The following is a 16,699-nucleotide window of genomic DNA, read 5'->3' on the forward strand; positions in this document are numbered from 1 at the left end:
TTAGGGCTTGAGCAGGGTGACTTTCTGGCCTTCGCGCAACAGGTGCACGCCGGCGGTGACCACGGTCTCGCCGCCGGCGAGTCCGCGCGAGACGGTCGCCTGCTGGCTGTCCAGGCCGGCAATGCCGACTTCGCGCCGCTTGACGGTCTGCGTCTTCGCGTCGACCAGCCACACGTAGTGGCGCCCGCCCGTGTCGAGGATGGCGGTCAGGGGCAGTGCGATGGCGCTGACGGCCGGCGCGGGCAATTCGACGCGCGCGGTCTGCCCCAGCGTCAGGCGTCCGGCGGGCGCGTCGACGCTGACGCGCGCGGCGTAGGTGCGCGTTGCCGGGTCGGCGTCGCCGGCGATCTCGCGAAGCTTGGCCGGGTAGCGATCGCCTCCGCTCCACAGCACCACGGAAAGCGCCTTGGCCGCGCGCACGCCGGCGATCGCGTCCTCGGGCAACTGGATGGCGACCTCGCGGGCGCCGTCGGCGGCGAGCCGCGCGACGGGGGTGCCGGCGGCGACCACCAGCCCCGGCTCGGCGCTGATCTCGCTGACGATGCCGTCGGCGTCGGCGCGCAGTACCGCGTAGTCCTGCTGGTTGCCGGCGAAGCTTGCCTGCGCCTGCGCCGATTTCGCCTGTGCGCGCGCGGCGTCGAGCGCGGCCACCTGGCGGTCGTACTGCGCCTGGCTGATGAAGGCCTGCGCGAGCAGTTCGCGCGCGCGCTTGAGGTCGGCCTCCTGCTGCGCGAGCTGCGCGCGCGCGGCGCCCAGCTGCGCGGCCTTGGCGCCGGCGTCCAGCGCGTAGTCGGTCGCGTCCAGCCGCGCCAGCGGCTGCCCCTTCTTCACGCGCTCGCCTGCGCTCACGAAACGCTCGACAACCTTGCCCGGCACCCGGAACGCGAGGCGGGTCTCGTGGCGGGCGCGGATCTCGCCCGGGTAGCTGGTGCTTGCGCCTGCCGCGGCGCTGCCCGCCTGCACCGTCTTCACCGGGCGCACCTCTTCGCCGGGGGCAGGGGCCTTGTTGCATGCGCTGGTGGCGAGCGCGAGCGAGACGGCGATCAGGCCGGTCCATGGGGTCTTCATGTGGTGGGGTTCCCTTGTCGTGTGCTGTCCGCCGCCGTCAGGGTGGCGAGGACCAGGTCCAGCGTGGTTTGCAGGCGCTGCTTGGTGTAGCCGCCTGCCCCACTTTCGTCGAAGCGGGCGAACGAGTGCTGCCAGATCATGTTCATCAACAGCGGCGCCTGCAGCGCGTCGATCACGGCGTCGGTGTCGGGCATCGCCCGGAACTCGCCTTCGCGTACGCCGTCCTGCAGCACCGCGCGCATCAGCGCGCGGCTGCGCACGATCACCTCGTCGTGGTAGAAGCGCGCAAGCTCGGGGAAGTTGGCCGCCTCGGCGACCATCAGCTTGCACAGGCCGGCCAATTCGGTGCTGCCGACCTCGTCCCACCACTTGAGCAGCAGGCGACGGATCAGCGCGGTGCGGCTGCCGCGGTCCTCGCGGCACTCGGCCTCGATTTCGCCCAGGCGGTCGATCAGCGTCGCGCGTACCACCGCCTTGAGGATCGCTTCCTTGCCGTCGAAGTAGAGGTAGGGCGTGCCCTTGGTGACGCCGGCGGCGCGCGCGATGTCGTCGAGCTTGGTCGCGCTGAAGCCCTTTTCGCAAAAGAGCCCGAGCGCGGCCTCGATGATCTCGCCCGTACGTTCGTCCTTGCGGCGCTGCCAGCGGCGTGGGGAGGGCGCTTCCATGCTTCCTGAACCCGTGTTTATTAATGTGCGCTGCAATTTAATCCAGACAAATTTGCTTGGCAATTAATAAATGTCATTTCACTAAATCGAGTGGTTAAAATGGCGGAAATCCGTACACCTCACTGGAGAAAAATATGACGATCGAAGCCGCCGACAAGGCGTCCATCCTGTCCGAAGCACTGCCGTATATCCGCCGTTTTGCCGGTAAGACGCTGGTGATCAAGTACGGCGGCAACGCGATGACCGACGACAAGCTGAAGGAAGACTTCGCGCGCGACGTGGTGATGCTCAAGCTGGTCGGCATGAACCCGGTGGTCGTGCACGGCGGCGGCCCGCAGATCAACCAGCTGCTCGAGCGCGTCGGCAAGCAGGGCGAGTTTATCCAGGGCATGCGGGTGACCGACGCCGAGACGATGGACGTCGTCGAGATGGTGCTGGGCGGCCTCGTCAACAAGGAGATCGTGTCGCTGATCAACAAGCACGGCGGCAAGGCGGTTGGTCTCACCGGCAAGGACGGCCACTTCATCCGCGCCAAGAAGCTCTTCCTCAGTTCGGCCGACGACGAGCCCATCGACATCGGCCAGGTCGGCGAGATCGAGGCGATCGACCCGTCGCTGGTGTCGCTGCTCGACACCCGCGACTTCATCCCGGTGATCGCGCCGATCGGCGTCGGCCCGGACGGCGAGGCGTACAACATCAACGCGGACCTGGTGGCCGGCAGGCTCGCCGAGACGCTCGGCGCCGAGAAGCTGATCCTGATGACCAACACGCCCGGGGTGCTCGACAAGGAAGGGCAGCTGCTGACCAAGCTCACCGCGCAGCGCGTCGACGAGCTGTTCGCCGACGGCACCATCCACGGCGGCATGCTGCCCAAGATCGCCTCGGCACTCGACGCGGCCAAGTCCGGCGTCGGCGCGGTGCACATCATCGACGGGCGGGTGCCGCACGCGCTGCTGCTCGAGATCATGACCGCCGCCGGGGTCGGCACCATGATCCTCGCCGCCTAGCAGCGGTTTGCCTGCCCTTTGCGCTGGCCGGCGCCTGTCTATACTCATGACATGCGCCGGGGCGGCGCGTGCCACAAGGGAGGGTCAGATGCAGACAGTCAGGCAGTTGCTAGCCGCCAAGGCAGGCGGCAAGCTGGTGTACGTCGCGCCGCAGGTGTCGGTGTTGCAGGCCTTGCGGGTGATGGCCGAGGAAAACGTCGGCGCGGTGCTGGTGATGGGCGAGGGCCACGTCGAGGGCATCTTCTCCGAACGCGACTACGCGCGGCGCATCATCCTCGAAGGCCGCTCGTCCGCGTCGACACAGGTCAGCGAAGTGATGACCAGCAAGGTGATCTGCGTGGGCCCCGACCAGCGGCTGGACGAATGCATGGCGCTGATGACCGACAAGCGCATCCGCCACCTGCCGGTGATCGACGGCGGCGAGGTCGAGGGCGTGATCTCGATCGGCGACGTGGTACGCGCGACTATCGCCGAGCAGCAGTTCGTGATCGAACAGCTGGTCCATTACATCAATAACGTGCCGCCGCAGGCGGCGTAAGCACCTAGGCGCCGGGCACCAGCGCCGCGCGCAGCGCGGCCAGTGCCGGCGCCACTTCCATGCGCATCTTTTCGGCGTCCCAGCTGAAGCTGGGGCCGCTTGCGTTCAGGCTCATGCCGCTGCTATGGCCTGCCAGCGCCGGCAGCGGTACCGCCACCGCCATCACCTCCGCTTCAAACTCGCCGAACGACTCGCAAAAGCCGTCGGCCAGATACTGTGCACGGGCAGCCACGAGCGAGGCGGCCAGCGGTGGCCACGCCTCGCCGTAGCGTTCGGTCAGATCTTGATCCAGTTGCGCGCGCTCGGCGTCGGTCAGCCCCGCGTAGCAGGCGCGGCCGATCGCGGTGGTCGCCAGCGGCACGCGCGAGCCCACGGTCAGCTGCACGGTCACCCGCGCCTGGCTGCGGCAGGTCTCCAGGTACACCATGTCGGTGCCGTCGCGCAGCGCGAGGCTGACCGACACCCCCTGCTCGTTGGCCAGCGCGCGCATCAAGGGCGCCGCGCGGGTGCGGATGTCGTAGCCGGACAACACCGCCGACCCCAGCGCGAGCACGGCGAGCCCCAGCCGGTAAAAGCCGCTGTCGCCGTCCTGCTGCAAATAACCCAGTTGCAGCAGGGTGTAGGTCAGGCGCGACACCGTCGATTTGGGCAGGCCGGTGCGCTGCGCCAGCGTCTGGTTGGAGAGCGCGGCCTCGCCCGGCCTGAACGCCGCGAGTACCGCCAAGCCCCGCGCGAGCGCGGTGACGAACAGCCTGTCCTTGTCGTTTTCCATGTCCTTGCTTTCCGTTTATGGCGCCGTCGGGCGCAGGCGTGCTTTACACGCCGGAATCGAGTTGCTAGTCTATTTTGCAATGTAAAACAAAATTCCGCAATGCGGAACAACTCGACCCGGAGAAACCATCATGGCTGCCAATACCGTTCGTGCCCCGTTCAATTGGGAAGACCCGCTGCTGCTCGACTCCCTGCTGACCGAAGAGGAGCGCATGGTGCGCGATGCCGCGCACGCGTACTGCCAGGAGCGGCTGATGCCGCGTGTCTTGACCGCCAACCGCGAGGAGCGCTTCGACCGCGAGATCCTCAGCGAGATGGGCGAGCTCGGCCTGCTCGGTTGCACCATCGAAGGCTACGGCTGCGCCGGCCTCTCCAGCGTTGCCTACGGGCTGATCGCCCGCGAAGTCGAGCGGGTCGACTCCGGCTACCGCTCGGCGATGAGTGTGCAGTCGAGCTTGGTGATGCACCCGATCTGGGCGTACGGCTCGGACGCGCAGAAGGACAAGTACCTGCCCAAGCTCGCTACGGGTGAGTGGGTCGGCTGCTTCGGGCTGACCGAGCCGGACGCGGGCTCCGACCCGGGCTCGATGCGCACCCGCGCGAGGAAGGTCGACGGGGGTTATCTGCTGAAGGGCAGCAAGCTGTGGATCACCAACAGCCCGATCGCCGACGTGCTGGTGGTGTGGGCGAAGGACGACGCGGGCGAGATCCGCGGCTTCGTGCTGGAGAAGGGCATGCCGGGCCTCACCGCCCCGAAGATCGAGGGCAAGTTCAGCCTGCGCGCGTCGATCACCGGCGAAATCGTGATGGACGACGTGTTCGTGCCGGACGAGAACCTGCTGCCGGGCGTGACCGGCCTGAAGGGGCCGTTCGGCTGCCTGAACAAGGCGCGCTACGGTATCGCGTGGGGCGCGATGGGCGCGGCGGAGTTCTGCTTCCACGCCGCGCGCAACTACCAGCTCGACCGCCAGCAGTTCGGCCGTCCGCTCGCCGCCAACCAGATTCCGCAGCTCAAGCTCGCCAATATGCAGACCGAGATCGCGCTGGGCCTGCAGGCCGCGCTGCAGGTCGGCCGCCTGATGGACGTGGGGCGCGCCGCGCCGGAGATGATCTCGCTGATCAAGCGCAACAATTGCGGCAAGGCGCTGGAGATCGCCCGCGTCGCGCGCGACATGCACGGCGGCAACGGCATCTCGGACGAGTTCCACGTGATCCGCCACGCGATGAACCTCGAGGCGGTCAACACCTACGAGGGCACGCACGACGTGCACGCGCTGATCCTCGGCCGCGCGATCACCGGCATCGCCGCGTTCGCGTAAGGAGGCGGCGATGCGTGCGCCTTTGCAGGGAATCCGCGTCGTCGACCTGAGCCGGGTGCTGGCCGGCCCGTGGGCCAGCCAGCTGTTAGCCGACCTCGGCGCCGACGTGGTGAAGATCGAGCGCCCGGGGCAGGGCGACGACACGCGCCAGTGGGCGCCGCCGGCGAGCGACAACGGCACCGCCGCGTACTTTCTGGCCACCAACCGCGGCAAGCGTTCGCTGACGCTCGACATCACCCGCGCCGAGGGGCAAGCCATCGTGCGGCAACTGGTGGCGGAGGCCGACGTGCTGATCGAGAACTACAAGGTCGGCGGCCTCGCCAAGTACGGCCTCGACTACGCCAGCCTGTCGGCGGTCAACCCGCGCCTCGTCTACTGCTCGGTCACCGGCTTCGGCCAGGACGGCCCGTACGCCGACGCGCCCGGTTACGACTACATCGTGCAGGGGATGAGCGGGCTGATGAGCATTACCGGCCCGGCCGACGGCGAGCCGCACAAGGTCGGGGTGGCGGTGACCGACCTCTTCACCGGGCTTTACGCGGCCAACGCGGTGCAGGCCGCGCTACTCGAGCGCGCGACAAGCGGGCGCGGTGCACATGTCGACATGGCGCTGTTCGATTGCTCGCTCGCCATGCTCGCCAACGTCGGCATGAACTGGCTGGTCGGCCGCACGGTGCCGCCGCGCCTCGGTAACGCGCACCCGAATATCGTGCCCTACCAGGTGTTCGCGTCGGCCGACGGCCACTTCATCCTCGCCTGCGGCAACGACCGCCAGTTCGCCGCGGTGTGCGCGGTGATCGGCCGGCCCGAACTCGCGTCTGACACGCGTTTCGCGCGCAACCCGGATCGGGTCGCGCACCGCGACGCACTGACGGCCCAGCTGGCGGACGCCTTCGCCACGCGCGGCCGCGACGAGTGGCTTGCCCTCTTGGATGAGGCCGGCGTGCCGTGCGGGCCGATCAATACGGTGGACGAGGCGTTCGCCGACCCGCAAGCGGTGGCGCGCGGCATGTCCTTCGCGTTTGACGACGGCGCGGGCGGCACGCTGCCGCAGATCGCGTGCCCGCTGGTGATCGACGGCGAGCGCGTGCGTGCCGGGCGCCGCCCGCCCAAGCTTGGCGAGCACAGCGACGAGGTGCTCGCCGCGCTCGGCTACGGCGAGCGCGACATCGAAGGGCTGCGCCGCGACGGCGTAATCTGAGGGTGAACGCTACCGGTAAAACGCTCGTTTGATTTTGACGCACAGCATCAAAAATTGCAGAATGCTATGCAATAAGCAAAAAGCCTGTGCGGGCGTTAAGGAGAAGCGGTGGAACGCGAATATATGGAATACGACGTGGTGGTCGTCGGCGGCGGGCCTTCCGGCCTGGCCGCGGCCATCCGTCTGAAGCAGCTTGCTGCGCAGACCGGGCAGGACCTGAGCGTCTGCCTGCTGGAGAAAGGCTCCGAGGTCGGCGCGCATATCCTGTCCGGCGCGGTGATCGAGCCCAGGGCGCTCGAAGAGCTGTTCCCGGACTGGAAGGAACGCGGCGCGCCGCTCAATACGGCGGCGAAGAAGGACCAGTTCCTGCTGCTGACCGAGACCGAGTCGGTGCAGCTGCCGACGCCGCCGCAGATGCACAACGAGGGCAACTACATCGTCAGCCTCGGCAACGTCTGCCGCTGGCTCGCCCAGCAGGCCGAAGAGCTCGGCGTCGAGATCTACCCGGGCTTTGCCGCGGCCGAAGTGCTGTACGACGAGGACGGCGCGGTCAAGGGCGTGGCCACCGGCGACATGGGCATCGGCAAGGATGGCGAGAAGACCGACGCCTGGCAGCCGGGCATGGAGCTGTGGGCCAAGCAGACCGTGTTCGCCGAAGGCTGCCGCGGCTCGCTGACCAAGACGCTGTTCGACCGGTTCGACTTGCGCCGCGACTGCGACGTGCAGACCTACGGCATCGGCATCAAGGAATTGTGGGAAGTCGCGCCCGAGCAGCACGAGGCAGGCAAGATCGTGCACACCGTCGGCTGGCCGCTGAAGAACGACACCTACGGCGGCACCTTCCTCTACCACCTGGAGAACAACCAGGTGGTGGTCGGCTTCGTGCTCGGCCTTGACTACCAGAACCCCTACCTGTCGCCGTTCGAGGAGTTCCAGCGCTTCAAGACCCACCCGGCGATCCGCAAGACCTTCGAAGGCGGCCGCCGTCTGTCGTACGGCGCGCGCGCGCTGTCCGAAGGCGGCCTGCAGAGCCTGCCCAAGCTGACCTTCCCGGGCGGCGTGCTGGTCGGCGACACCGCCGGTTTCCTCAACATGCCGAAGATCAAGGGCACGCATACCGCGATGAAGTCGGGCATGCTGGCCGCCGACTCGGTGTTCGAGCTGCTGTGCTGCGAAGGCCAGGAAGGCAAGGAGGCGAAGGCCTACCAGGGCAAGTTCGAGAAGAGCTGGCTGTTCGACGAACTGCACCGCGCGCGCAACATCCGCCCGTCGTTCCGCTGGGGGCTGTGGGGCGCGATGGCGTACGCTGCGCTCGACACCTATCTGTTCCGCGGCAAGGCTCCGTGGACGATGCGCCACAAGCACAGCGACCACGAATGCCTGCGCCCGGCCGACGAGTTCAGCCCGATTGCGTACCCGAAGCCGGACGGCAAGCTGACCTTCGACCGGCTGAGCTCGGTGTTCATCTCGAACGTCAACCACAGCGAAGACCAGCCGCCGCACCTGAAGCTGAAGAACGCCGCGGTGCCGATCGAGGTCAACCTGGCCAAGTACGCGGCGCCCGAGCAGCGCTACTGCCCGGCCGGCGTGTATGAGATCGTCGGGCTGGATGAGGCTGAGCCGCGCCTGCAGATCAACGCGCAGAACTGTGTGCACTGCAAGACCTGCGACATCAAGGACCCGACGCAGAACATCAACTGGACGACGCCGGAAGGCGGTGGCGGGCCGAACTACCCGAACATGTAAGTGTTGGTAGCCCCAAGGAGCCCGGCCCCGCGCCGGGTTTTTGTTTTCTGCCAACAGCTTGCCCGCGCCACGCTTGACAAGGCGCACCCGCCTTGTCAGGATGACACGCATGACTACCCGGATCCTCAGCAACGCCGCTTACTATTACTGGTACCGCTCCAATCATGGCGGCGCCTGCGGACTTGCGTGACCGAAAAACACCAAATCCAGACAAATGCCGCCGCAGCCAGGCGGCATTTGTGCTTTCAGTCCTCTCCGGCACACGGACCGCCCAGGCAAAGTGGGGCCAGGGAGAACATGAGCATGGAGCAGGTCCTGAATATCCGCGCATCGGCCGTACCGGCACCGGCAGCGCTGCTGGCGCTGCGCGTCCTCGCCGACGCCGAGCCGCTGTCCCGTGGCGTACCGCAAGCTTGCCTGCCGCTGGGCGTCGACGTGGCGGAGTCGCTGCTGCCTGAAGTGCGCCAGTTGGCCATCCTGCTGGCGGCCCGCAGGCAGTTGCCGTGCTCGAGGACGCCCGACCGCCTGACCGACACCGCCGACTGGCTGGCCGCCCGCATCGTGCTGTTCGAACTCGCCTCGCTCGCGCTGCCGGCTGCCGAGCTGCCGCTGTTGGCCGAAGCCAACGCGCGCATCCGTGCGCTGGGCCAGGCGCTGGGCCTCTCCCTGCCGACCGCGCAGCTCGCGCCCTTGTCCGATGCGCAGGACGTACTGCTCGTCTACAGCCGGCTGCCGCTGTTGCCCGACGCGCTTTCGCGGCCACTGGTCGAGCGCTGCGCGCTGATGCGTTCGCTGGTGCGCCTGCGCGCGCAGCCCTTGTTCGCCCGGCTGGGCCTGTGACCCCCAACCAAAGGAAAACGATGGACTACGAAGTGGTATCGCCGGACGACCGGCGTTTCAACAACCTGGTGCTGCTGGTGTACGCGATCCAGGCGATCAGCCTGTTCACCGGCCTGCCGGCGGTGATCGGCCTGATCATCAACTATCTGAAGCTCTCTGAGATGCGCGGCACCCGCTACGAGAGCCATTTCCGCTGGCAAATCCGCTCGTTCTGGTGGGCGCTCGCGTGGTCGGTGCTGGGCGGTGTGCTCAGCCTGATCCTGGTCGGCTACCTGGTACTCGGCGCCGTCTGGCTGTGGTTTGCCTACCGCGTGCTGCGCGGCTTTATCGCGCTGAACGACGGCCGCGCGATGCCGTAAAAAAACGGGCACCGCCTGTGACGGTGCCCGAGCGGGCTCTGCGCGAACCTGTAAGCGTGACTCGGCAAATAGCCGAGGAATTCACTCATGATTTTACGGGATTGTGACTAGGCGCGGCGCACTGTTCCCGCCGGGCTTGACGCCGGTCAACAGAGGACGGCGTGACAGCCGCCCCCCGCACGGGCACAATCGCGGCTCCCACCTGCCCAGGCCGCCATGGATCCCGAACTGCTCTCCCTGATCGCCACCCGTACCATGCCCTACGGCAAGTACAAGGGGATGGTGATTGCCGATTTGCCGCTGGCGTATCTGACGTGGTTTGCCCGCAAGGGCTTTCCGCCGGGCGAGATCGGCCGCCTGCTGGCGCTGACCCTGGAAATCAAACACAACGGCCTCGCTGACTTGCTGCGGCCACTGAGAAAGCACTGAATATGGCCATCCAATGGTTCCCCGGCCACATGAACAAGGCCAAGAAGGACGTCGCCGCCCGCCTCAAGGGCATCGACGTGGTGATCGAGATGCTCGACGCCCGCCTGCCGGCGTCCAGCGCCAACCCGATGATCAAGGCACTGTCGCGCGGCAAGCCGACGCTGAAGGTCCTCAACAAGCAGGATCTGGCCGACCCGAACGTCACCCGCCTGTGGCTGGACTGGTACAACGCCAAGCCGGGCACGCGCGCGCTGGGGCTGGACGCGTCCGAGCGCTCGCCCGCGCAGCGTCTGGTCGCCGCCTGCCGCGAGCTGGTCCCCAACCGCGGCGGCCTGGAAAAGCCGATCCGCGTGATGATCTGCGGCATCCCCAACGTCGGCAAGTCGACGCTGATCAACACCATGACCGGGCGCAAGATCGCCAAGACCGGCAATATGCCGGGGGTGACCAAGGGCGAGCAGCGCATCCTGTTGGCCGACGACGTCGAACTCTACGACACGCCGGGCATGCTGTGGCCGAAGATCGAGGTCGAAGAGGGCGGCTACAACCTCGCCGCCAGCGGCGCGGTCGGCCGCAACGCGATGGACGAGGAGGAGGTCGCGCTCGAATTGATCGCCTACCTGATGCGCCACTACGCGGACGCGCTGACCGCGCGCTACCGGCTTGACGACATCTCGGCGCTGCAGGACTTCGAGGTGCTGGAGATGGTCGCGAAGAAACGCGGCGCGATGTTCGGCGGCGGCCGCCCGAACATGCAGAAGGCGTCCGAGATCGTGCTCACCGAGTTCCGCGATGGCGTGATCGGCCGCATCACCCTCGAGCGTCCGGACGAATGGACGGCGTGGGTGAAGAAGGCCAAGGAATTGGCCGCGCAGCGCGCAGCCGAGAAGCAGGCGCGCATCGCCGAGTACGAGGCGAAGAAGAACAAGGGGCGCTGAGGTGTTCAAGCTGATGCCCTTGCTGCTGATCGCCGTCGGTGTCGCCGCATTCGCCTATCTTTGGCGGCTGGGCGAAACCGGCCGCGCGGCCGAGGCTTGGCCGCAGGCGGTGGGTGAGGTCACCGGGAGCCGCGTCGACACCCGGCTGCGCCCCGGCGGCGGCGACGCGAGCCGCCAAGAGCAGTACAAGGCCGAGATCCGTTACACCTACCGTTACGGCGGACGCGACTACCAGGGCGCAACCGTCGCCTTCCCAGATCCGGGCTACGGGCAGAGCCTCACGCAGGCCGAGGCGCGCGCCGCGCGCTACCCGGCTGGCACTCAGGTACGCGTCTACGTGAACCCGGCCAACCCGGCGCAGGCCTGCCTCGAGGCCGGCCGTCACTGGACGGTGTGGGCGGGGCTCGCGCTGTGCCTTGCCTTTGTCGGCGCCGGTGTCGGCCTGCTCACCGGCATCCTCTAGCGCAAGCCACCCATGAAAAAGCCGCCTGTTGGTCACAGGCGGCTTTTTTGTCGGCGGCGTCGCGCGGCTTACTTGAGCGCGCGGATTTCCGGCAGGTTGCGCCAGATGCCGCGCACGTCCATGCCGTAGCCGAACACGTAGCGGTTGGGCACGTCGATGCCGACGAAGTCGGCGGTGATCGGCTTGGCCTGGTCGATCAGCTTGTTGGCGAACACGCCGCTGTAGAACGCCTTGGCGCCCATCTCCATCACCTTGTCGCGGATGGCAGCCATGGTGTGGCCCTCGTCGAGGATGTCGTCGAGCACCAGCACGACGCGGTCCTTCACGTCTTCCTTCGGCGCGGTGCGCCAGACGAGTTCGCCGCCGTGCGTCTTGTCGCCGTAGCGGGACACGTGTACGTAGTCGAAGTCGAGCGGGAACAACAGGCGCGGCAACAGCTGGCCGGTGAACACGACGGCACCGCCCATCACCGACAGCACCAGCGGGTATTCGCCGGAAAGCTTCTCGGTGATCGCGGCAGCCATGCGGTCGGCCGCGGCGCTGACTTCCTCGGCGCTGAACAGCACGTCGGAGTTTTCGATGATGGCTTGCGCTTCGGCAAGATTGGGCATGGGGATGACTCCTTGGAGGAAGGGGTTACGGGCGCACGCACGGCGCCCTTCGTTTATTTGGGTGCGCTCGCGCGGCTGGCGAGGAAGGCGGCGAACGCCTCACCGACCTCGGGGTGTTCGAGCGCGAGGTCGACGGTCGCCTTCAGGTAACCGAGCTTGGAGCCGCAGTCGTAGCGGGTGCCGCGCAGCGGCAGCGCGAGTACCGCCTCGTCCTTCATCAGCGCGGCGATGCCGTCGGTGAGTTGGATCTCGCCGCCGGCGCCCGGTTGCGTCGCGACCAGCTTGTCGAACACGCGCGGGGTCAGGATGTAGCGGCCGACCACGGCGAGCGTCGACGGCGCGACATCCGGGTGCGGCTTCTCGACGATGCTGGTCACCCGCTGGTGGCCGCGCTCGTCACTCACTTCGACGATGCCGTAGGCGCCGGTCTGCGCGCGCGGCACCTCCTCGACGCCGAGCACCGAACTGTGCGTCTCGTCGAACACCTTGACCATCTGTTCGAGCGCGCCGGGTTCGCCGTGCATCAAGTCGTCGGCGAGGATCACTGCGAACGGCTCGTTGCCGACCGCCGGGCGCGCGCACAGCACGGCGTGGCCCAGGCCGAGCGCCTCGGCCTGGCGGATGTAGATGCAGCTGACCGTCGGCGGCAGGATGCCCTGCACGATGTCGAGCAGCTTTTGCTTGTTGCGGTTTTCCAGCTCGGTTTCCAGCTCGTACGCCTTGTCGAAGTGGTCCTCGATCGAGCGTTTGTTGCGGCCGGTGATGAAGATCAGCTCGGTGATGCCGGCGGCGACCGCTTCCTCTACCGCGTACTGGATCAGCGGCTTGTCGACCACGGGCAGCATCTCCTTCGGACTGGCCTTGGTCGCGGGCAGGAAGCGGGTGCCCATCCCGGCGACCGGGAACACGGCTTTGGTGATCTTCTTCATCGAATCTCCTCGAGCAGGGCAGCAGAAGCTGCGCATTGTAGTGGTTTTGCCGCGCGGCCGGGAGGGGCACGCTGGCGCGGCGCGGTTTGTTCAGATCGCCAACAGCGCCTTGAGCCCGGCCTCGTCGAGCACTTTGACGCCGAGCGCGGTCGCCTTGTCGAGCTTGCTGCCGGCCGCCTCGCCGGCGACCAGGTAGTCGGTCTTCTTCGACACGCTGCCGGCGACCTTGCCGCCGGCAGCCTCTATCATCGTCTTGGCCTCATCGCGGGTCAGCGTCGGCAAGGTGCCGGTGAGCACGAAGGTGAGGCCGGCGAACGGTTGCGCCGCGCCGTCTTCCCCCTGAGGGGCGGCGTCTGCCAGCTCGTCGGCGAGCGTGGCGAGTGATGTCAACGCTGCACGGTTGGCCGGCTCGTCCAGCCAGTCCGCCAGCGCGTTGACCACCTCGGCCGGCAGGGGCAGGCCTATCACCGCGCGCCGGTCCAAAACAGCGAGCGATGCCAGCGTACCGACCTGGCTTGCCAGCTGCGCGGCGCGCGTCTCGGTCAGCCGCGGCACGCCCAAGCGCGCGAGCAGGCGCTCGGGCGCGAGTAGCGGCACCAGCGCGGCTGATGGCACGTGCTCGTCTGCCGGCGCGACACCGGCCTCCAACAGCGCGTCGATCGCCGCCTCGTTGTTCGGCTCGGCGAAGAAGTCGGCCAGCGATGATGCGACCACCGTGCCGATATCGGGCAGCGCGGCGAGCAGTGCTGCCGGCGCGCGGCGCACGTAGTCGAGGCGGCCCAGATAGTCGGCGAGCGTCTTGGCGGTCGCCTCGCCAACGTGGCGGATGCCCAGCGCGAACAAGAGCCGCGCGAGTGGCGGCCGGCGGCTCGCCGCGATGCCGGCGAGCAGGTTCTCGGCCCAGCGGGTCGGCGTCTTGTCGTCGATCGCGGCGAACAGGTCCTCCGGCGGTGCGCTGTCGTCTTGGGGCTCGCCGCTGTCTTCGGCGTCGGCGCGGCGCTTCATCGCGACGAGGTCGGCCAGCGTCAGCCGGTACAGGTCGGCGACGCGGTGCACGTAGCCGTAGTCGACCAGCTTCTCGACATAGCGCTCGCCCAGGCCGTCGATGTCCATCATGCGTCGCCCGGCGAAGTGGCGGATCGCCTGCGCGCGTTGCGCCTGGCAGGCGAAGCCGCCCGAGCAGCGCGCGACGGCCTCGCCTTCTTCGCGCACCACGTGCGAGCCGCACACCGGGCACTGCCCAGGCAGGCGCCACGCGTCGTGCAAGGCCACTTCGGCCGGCGAAAAGAGGTCGGCGCCGGGCACCGCGCGCATCGGCCGGCGCGCGAGCACCACCGAGACCACCTCGGGGATCACGTCGCCGGCGCGGCGCACGACGACGGTGTCGCCGACGCGCACGTCCTTGCGCTGCACCTCGTCCTCGTTGTGCAGCGTCGCGTTGGTGACGGTGACGCCGCCGACGAAGACCGGTGCGAGGCGGGCGACCGGCGTCAGCGCGCCGGTGCGCCCGACCTGCACGTCGATGGCCTCAACGGTGGTCAGCGCCTCCTCGGCGGGGAACTTGTGCGCGGCGGCGAAGCGCGGCGCGCGCGCGACGAAGCCCAGCTTGTCCTGCTGCGCACGCTGGTTGACCTTGTACACCACGCCGTCGATCTCGTAGGGCAGTGTCGCGCGCTGCGCGAGGATGGCCTCGTAGTAGGCGGCGAGCCCCGCCGCGTCGTCGACCACCGGCCGCAGCGCGGGCGGCACCGCCGGGATGCCGAGGCCGACCAGGTAGTCGATCTCGCCCTGGTGGGTGGCGGGCCACGGCGCGCCTTCGACTTCGGCGATCGCGTACGCGAAGAACGACAGCCGGCGGGTCGCGGTCACCCGCGCGTCGAGCTGGCGCAGGCTGCCGGCGGCGGCGTTGCGCGGGTTGGCGAAGGGCTTGTCGCCGGCGGCCAGCTGCGCGGCGTTCAGCCGCTCGAAGTCTTTTTTCAGCATCAGCACTTCGCCGCGTACTTCCAGGCGTGCCGGCGGGGTGCCCGTCAGGCGCAAGGGCAGCGAGCGGATGGTGCGGATGTTGTCGGTGACGTTCTCGCCGGTCGCACCGTCGCCGCGGGTCGCCGCGCGCACGAGCACGCCGTTCTCGTAGACGAGGCTGACCGCGAGACCGTCGAACTTCGGCATCACCGCGTAGCCTACGTGCGGCACGCCCAGTTCGCGGCGCACGCGTTCGTCGAAGGCGACCAGTTCCGCGTGGCGCGCGGCGAAGTCGGCGGCGTCCATGTCGGAGAACAGGTTGGAGAGCGAGAGCATCGGCACCTTGTGCTCGACCTGCTCGAAGGCGGCCAGCGGCGCGCCGCCGACCCTGAGCGTCGGCGAGTCGGGCGCGCGTAGTTCGGGGTGCGCGGTTTCCAGCGCTTCGAGTTCGCGCAGCAGGCGGTCGTACTCCGCGTCGGGGACAGTCGGTGCGTCCTCGACGTAATACTCGCGGTTGTAGCGTTCGATCAGCGCCGAGAGTTCTGCAATTTTCCGGTCGGGCGTCATCGCGTCTCCAAGAAAAACAGCCGGCGTCTTGCCGGCTGTCGGGTAGTGGGTCGACAGGGCTCAGGCGAACAGCCGCAGCGCGGCGACGCTGCCCGGCGCGATGCCACGGTCGTCCATGCTGCCGTAAATCTGCACCAGCTGCGCACGGATGCGCGCGAGGCTCTGCGCGGTCAGCGGCCGGCGCTTGTCGTCGACCAGCGCTGCGTCGAATTCGGCGGCGAGCTGGCGGCAGAAGTCGACCGCGCGGTCGAACACGTCGATGGCGCCGGCGACGCGCGGCACGTCGTAGAGCAGGGTGAGCCCGGCAAAACGCTGGTCGATCAGGTTATGGTAGGTGAACGGCTTCTGGTCGGCCGCGGTCAGCGAATAGAGCGTGTTGCCCGAATCGGACAGGTAGTGGAAGGCGCCGTCCGGTTCGAGCTCGAGGCCGTAGGCCTCGGCGAAGCTCCTGAGGCGCGCGCCCTCGATCGGGCTGGCCGGGACGATATTGATGCCGATCAGGATGTCGACGTTGGCGCAGAAGGCGTCGAGTTCGCGCGCGCACGCCAGTTTCTGCTGGTGCTGCGGGAAGCTTGCCTTGGCGCCGTGCGCGGTGGCGTATTCGTTCACCTGCGCGCAGAAATTCGCCAGGTCGTCCTCGGACAGCGCGCCGCTGCGGTCGACCAGTTGCAGGCCGACGTTCAGCTGGCGGTAGCGCACGCCGGGCAGCGCCTCGGCCGGCTTCCACAGGCCGCGCTCGGTGCGGCCGATCAGCTGCACGCGCTTGGCAACCGCGAAGCGCGGCAGCGCGGCCAGCTCGTACGGGCGCTCGAACACGATCTCGGCGATGAAGTCGAGCGAGGGGTCGAGCATCGCGGTGACCAGCGCCTGATGGTCGTCGTGGTCGAACGCTTCCAGTTCGGCTTCGGCCTCAGGCTCGGGCGCGTCGAATTCGACCGGCTGCGCCGACTGGACCGCTTGCACCGCCGGCATGTCCAGGGGCTCGTCGAGGTCGGGCAAGGGCAGGGGGTCGTCGTCGATCACCGGCTCGAGCCTGTCGTGGCGCGCGCCGTCGCGGACGTTGTTTTTCGGCACGTCAAGCAGCACGTCGTCGTGCTCGCGCGCGAAAGCCTGGCGTGTCTTCTGCTTGAAGCGCCATTCCTGGTAGAAGTTGAAGCCCAGCACCAGCGCGATAAACGCGGCGCCCAGCACCAGCAAGCCGATCTGTAATTCGCTCATGCCAGCCCTATCCGCAATGCGGCAGATTAAACATTGTCCGCCAGTATACCAAAGCAGGGCACGCAATC

At 68.0% G+C, this 16,699-nt stretch carries 17 protein-coding genes; 10 read left to right on the top strand and 7 right to left on the bottom strand.

Features of this window, described 5'->3' with window-relative positions:
- On the bottom strand, positions 1-1,068 hold the full coding sequence (locus GZH52_RS03875; protein WP_163315193.1) for an efflux RND transporter periplasmic adaptor subunit: 1,068 nt from the start codon (positions 1,066-1,068) through the stop codon (positions 1-3).
- The gene (locus GZH52_RS03880) at positions 1,065-1,733 is read right to left on the bottom strand and encodes a TetR/AcrR family transcriptional regulator (protein ID WP_163315194.1); all 669 of its coding nucleotides are present in this window, start codon (positions 1,731-1,733) and stop codon (positions 1,065-1,067) included. Before GZH52_RS03880 ends, GZH52_RS03875 begins: the two co-directional genes overlap by 4 nt.
- Before the next feature lie 134 nt (positions 1,734-1,867).
- On the opposite strand from GZH52_RS03880, the gene argB reads away from it, so the two are divergent.
- Positions 1,868-2,740, top strand: coding sequence for an acetylglutamate kinase (argB, locus tag GZH52_RS03885; protein ID WP_163315195.1), 873 nt, complete (start codon positions 1,868-1,870; stop codon positions 2,738-2,740).
- A gap of 88 nt (positions 2,741-2,828) precedes the next feature.
- Positions 2,829-3,278, top strand: coding sequence for a CBS domain-containing protein (locus tag GZH52_RS03890; RefSeq protein WP_163315196.1), 450 nt, complete (start codon positions 2,829-2,831; stop codon positions 3,276-3,278).
- Positions 3,279-3,282: 4 nt separating this feature from the next.
- Here the strand turns inward: GZH52_RS03890 and GZH52_RS03895 are convergent, their stop codons facing one another.
- Positions 3,283-4,050, bottom strand: coding sequence for an IclR family transcriptional regulator (locus tag GZH52_RS03895; protein WP_163315197.1), 768 nt, complete (start codon positions 4,048-4,050; stop codon positions 3,283-3,285).
- Between the two features lie 130 nt (positions 4,051-4,180).
- On the opposite strand from GZH52_RS03895, the gene GZH52_RS03900 reads away from it, so the two are divergent.
- The 8 genes from GZH52_RS03900 to GZH52_RS03935 all read left to right on the top strand — a co-directional run bounded on the left by GZH52_RS03900 (position 4,181) and on the right by GZH52_RS03935 (position 11,344).
- Positions 4,181-5,368 carry an acyl-CoA dehydrogenase gene (locus GZH52_RS03900; protein ID WP_163315198.1) on the top strand — a complete coding sequence of 396 codons (1,188 nt, stop codon included), beginning with the start codon at positions 4,181-4,183 and terminating at the stop codon, positions 5,366-5,368.
- Between the two features lie 10 nt (positions 5,369-5,378).
- On the top strand, positions 5,379-6,569 hold the full coding sequence (locus tag GZH52_RS03905) for a CaiB/BaiF CoA transferase family protein (protein WP_163315199.1): 1,191 nt from the start codon (positions 5,379-5,381) through the stop codon (positions 6,567-6,569).
- A gap of 123 nt (positions 6,570-6,692) precedes the next feature.
- Complete coding sequence (locus GZH52_RS03910) at positions 6,693-8,315, top strand: electron transfer flavoprotein-ubiquinone oxidoreductase (RefSeq protein ID WP_163315436.1); 1,623 nt, start codon at positions 6,693-6,695, stop codon at positions 8,313-8,315.
- 303 nt (positions 8,316-8,618) lie between these two features.
- Positions 8,619-9,155: a hypothetical protein gene (locus GZH52_RS03915; RefSeq protein WP_163315200.1), complete on the top strand. Its 537-nt coding sequence runs from the start codon at positions 8,619-8,621 to the stop codon at positions 9,153-9,155.
- 20 nt (positions 9,156-9,175) lie between these two features.
- On the top strand, positions 9,176-9,514 hold the full coding sequence (locus GZH52_RS03920; RefSeq protein WP_163315201.1) for a DUF4870 family protein: 339 nt from the start codon (positions 9,176-9,178) through the stop codon (positions 9,512-9,514).
- A 216-nt stretch (positions 9,515-9,730) separates the two neighbouring features.
- Positions 9,731-9,943 (top strand): DUF3820 family protein, encoded by a 213-nt coding sequence (locus GZH52_RS03925; protein WP_163315202.1) that lies wholly within the window; start codon positions 9,731-9,733, stop codon positions 9,941-9,943.
- Between the two features lie 2 nt (positions 9,944-9,945).
- Positions 9,946-10,881 carry a ribosome biogenesis GTPase YlqF gene (gene ylqF, locus GZH52_RS03930; protein ID WP_163315203.1) on the top strand — a complete coding sequence of 312 codons (936 nt, stop codon included), beginning with the start codon at positions 9,946-9,948 and terminating at the stop codon, positions 10,879-10,881.
- A 1-nt stretch (position 10,882) separates the two neighbouring features.
- Positions 10,883-11,344, top strand: a complete 462-nt coding sequence (locus GZH52_RS03935) for a DUF3592 domain-containing protein (RefSeq protein ID WP_163315204.1) — start codon at positions 10,883-10,885, stop codon at positions 11,342-11,344.
- Between the two features lie 68 nt (positions 11,345-11,412).
- Here the strand turns inward: GZH52_RS03935 and GZH52_RS03940 are convergent, their stop codons facing one another.
- The 4 genes from GZH52_RS03940 to GZH52_RS03955 form a co-directional block, all read right to left on the bottom strand.
- A complete protein-coding gene (locus GZH52_RS03940; RefSeq protein ID WP_163315205.1) occupies positions 11,413-11,955 on the bottom strand; it encodes a hypoxanthine-guanine phosphoribosyltransferase in 543 nt (180 codons plus the stop codon).
- A gap of 53 nt (positions 11,956-12,008) precedes the next feature.
- Entirely contained in the window at positions 12,009-12,884 is an 876-nt protein-coding gene (galU, locus tag GZH52_RS03945; RefSeq protein WP_163315206.1) for a UTP--glucose-1-phosphate uridylyltransferase GalU, read from the bottom strand.
- Positions 12,885-12,974: 90 nt separating this feature from the next.
- Positions 12,975-15,413 (bottom strand): NAD-dependent DNA ligase LigA, encoded by a 2,439-nt coding sequence (gene ligA, locus GZH52_RS03950; protein ID WP_163315207.1) that lies wholly within the window; start codon positions 15,411-15,413, stop codon positions 12,975-12,977.
- A 60-nt stretch (positions 15,414-15,473) separates the two neighbouring features.
- The gene (locus tag GZH52_RS03955; RefSeq protein ID WP_163315208.1) at positions 15,474-16,631 is read right to left on the bottom strand and encodes a cell division protein ZipA C-terminal FtsZ-binding domain-containing protein; all 1,158 of its coding nucleotides are present in this window, start codon (positions 16,629-16,631) and stop codon (positions 15,474-15,476) included.
- Positions 16,632-16,699: the final 68 nt, after the last annotated feature.

The sequence above is a fragment of the Crenobacter caeni genome (genome assembly GCF_010435965.1).
Taxonomy (GTDB): domain Bacteria; phylum Pseudomonadota; class Gammaproteobacteria; order Burkholderiales; family Chromobacteriaceae; genus Craterilacuibacter; species Craterilacuibacter caeni.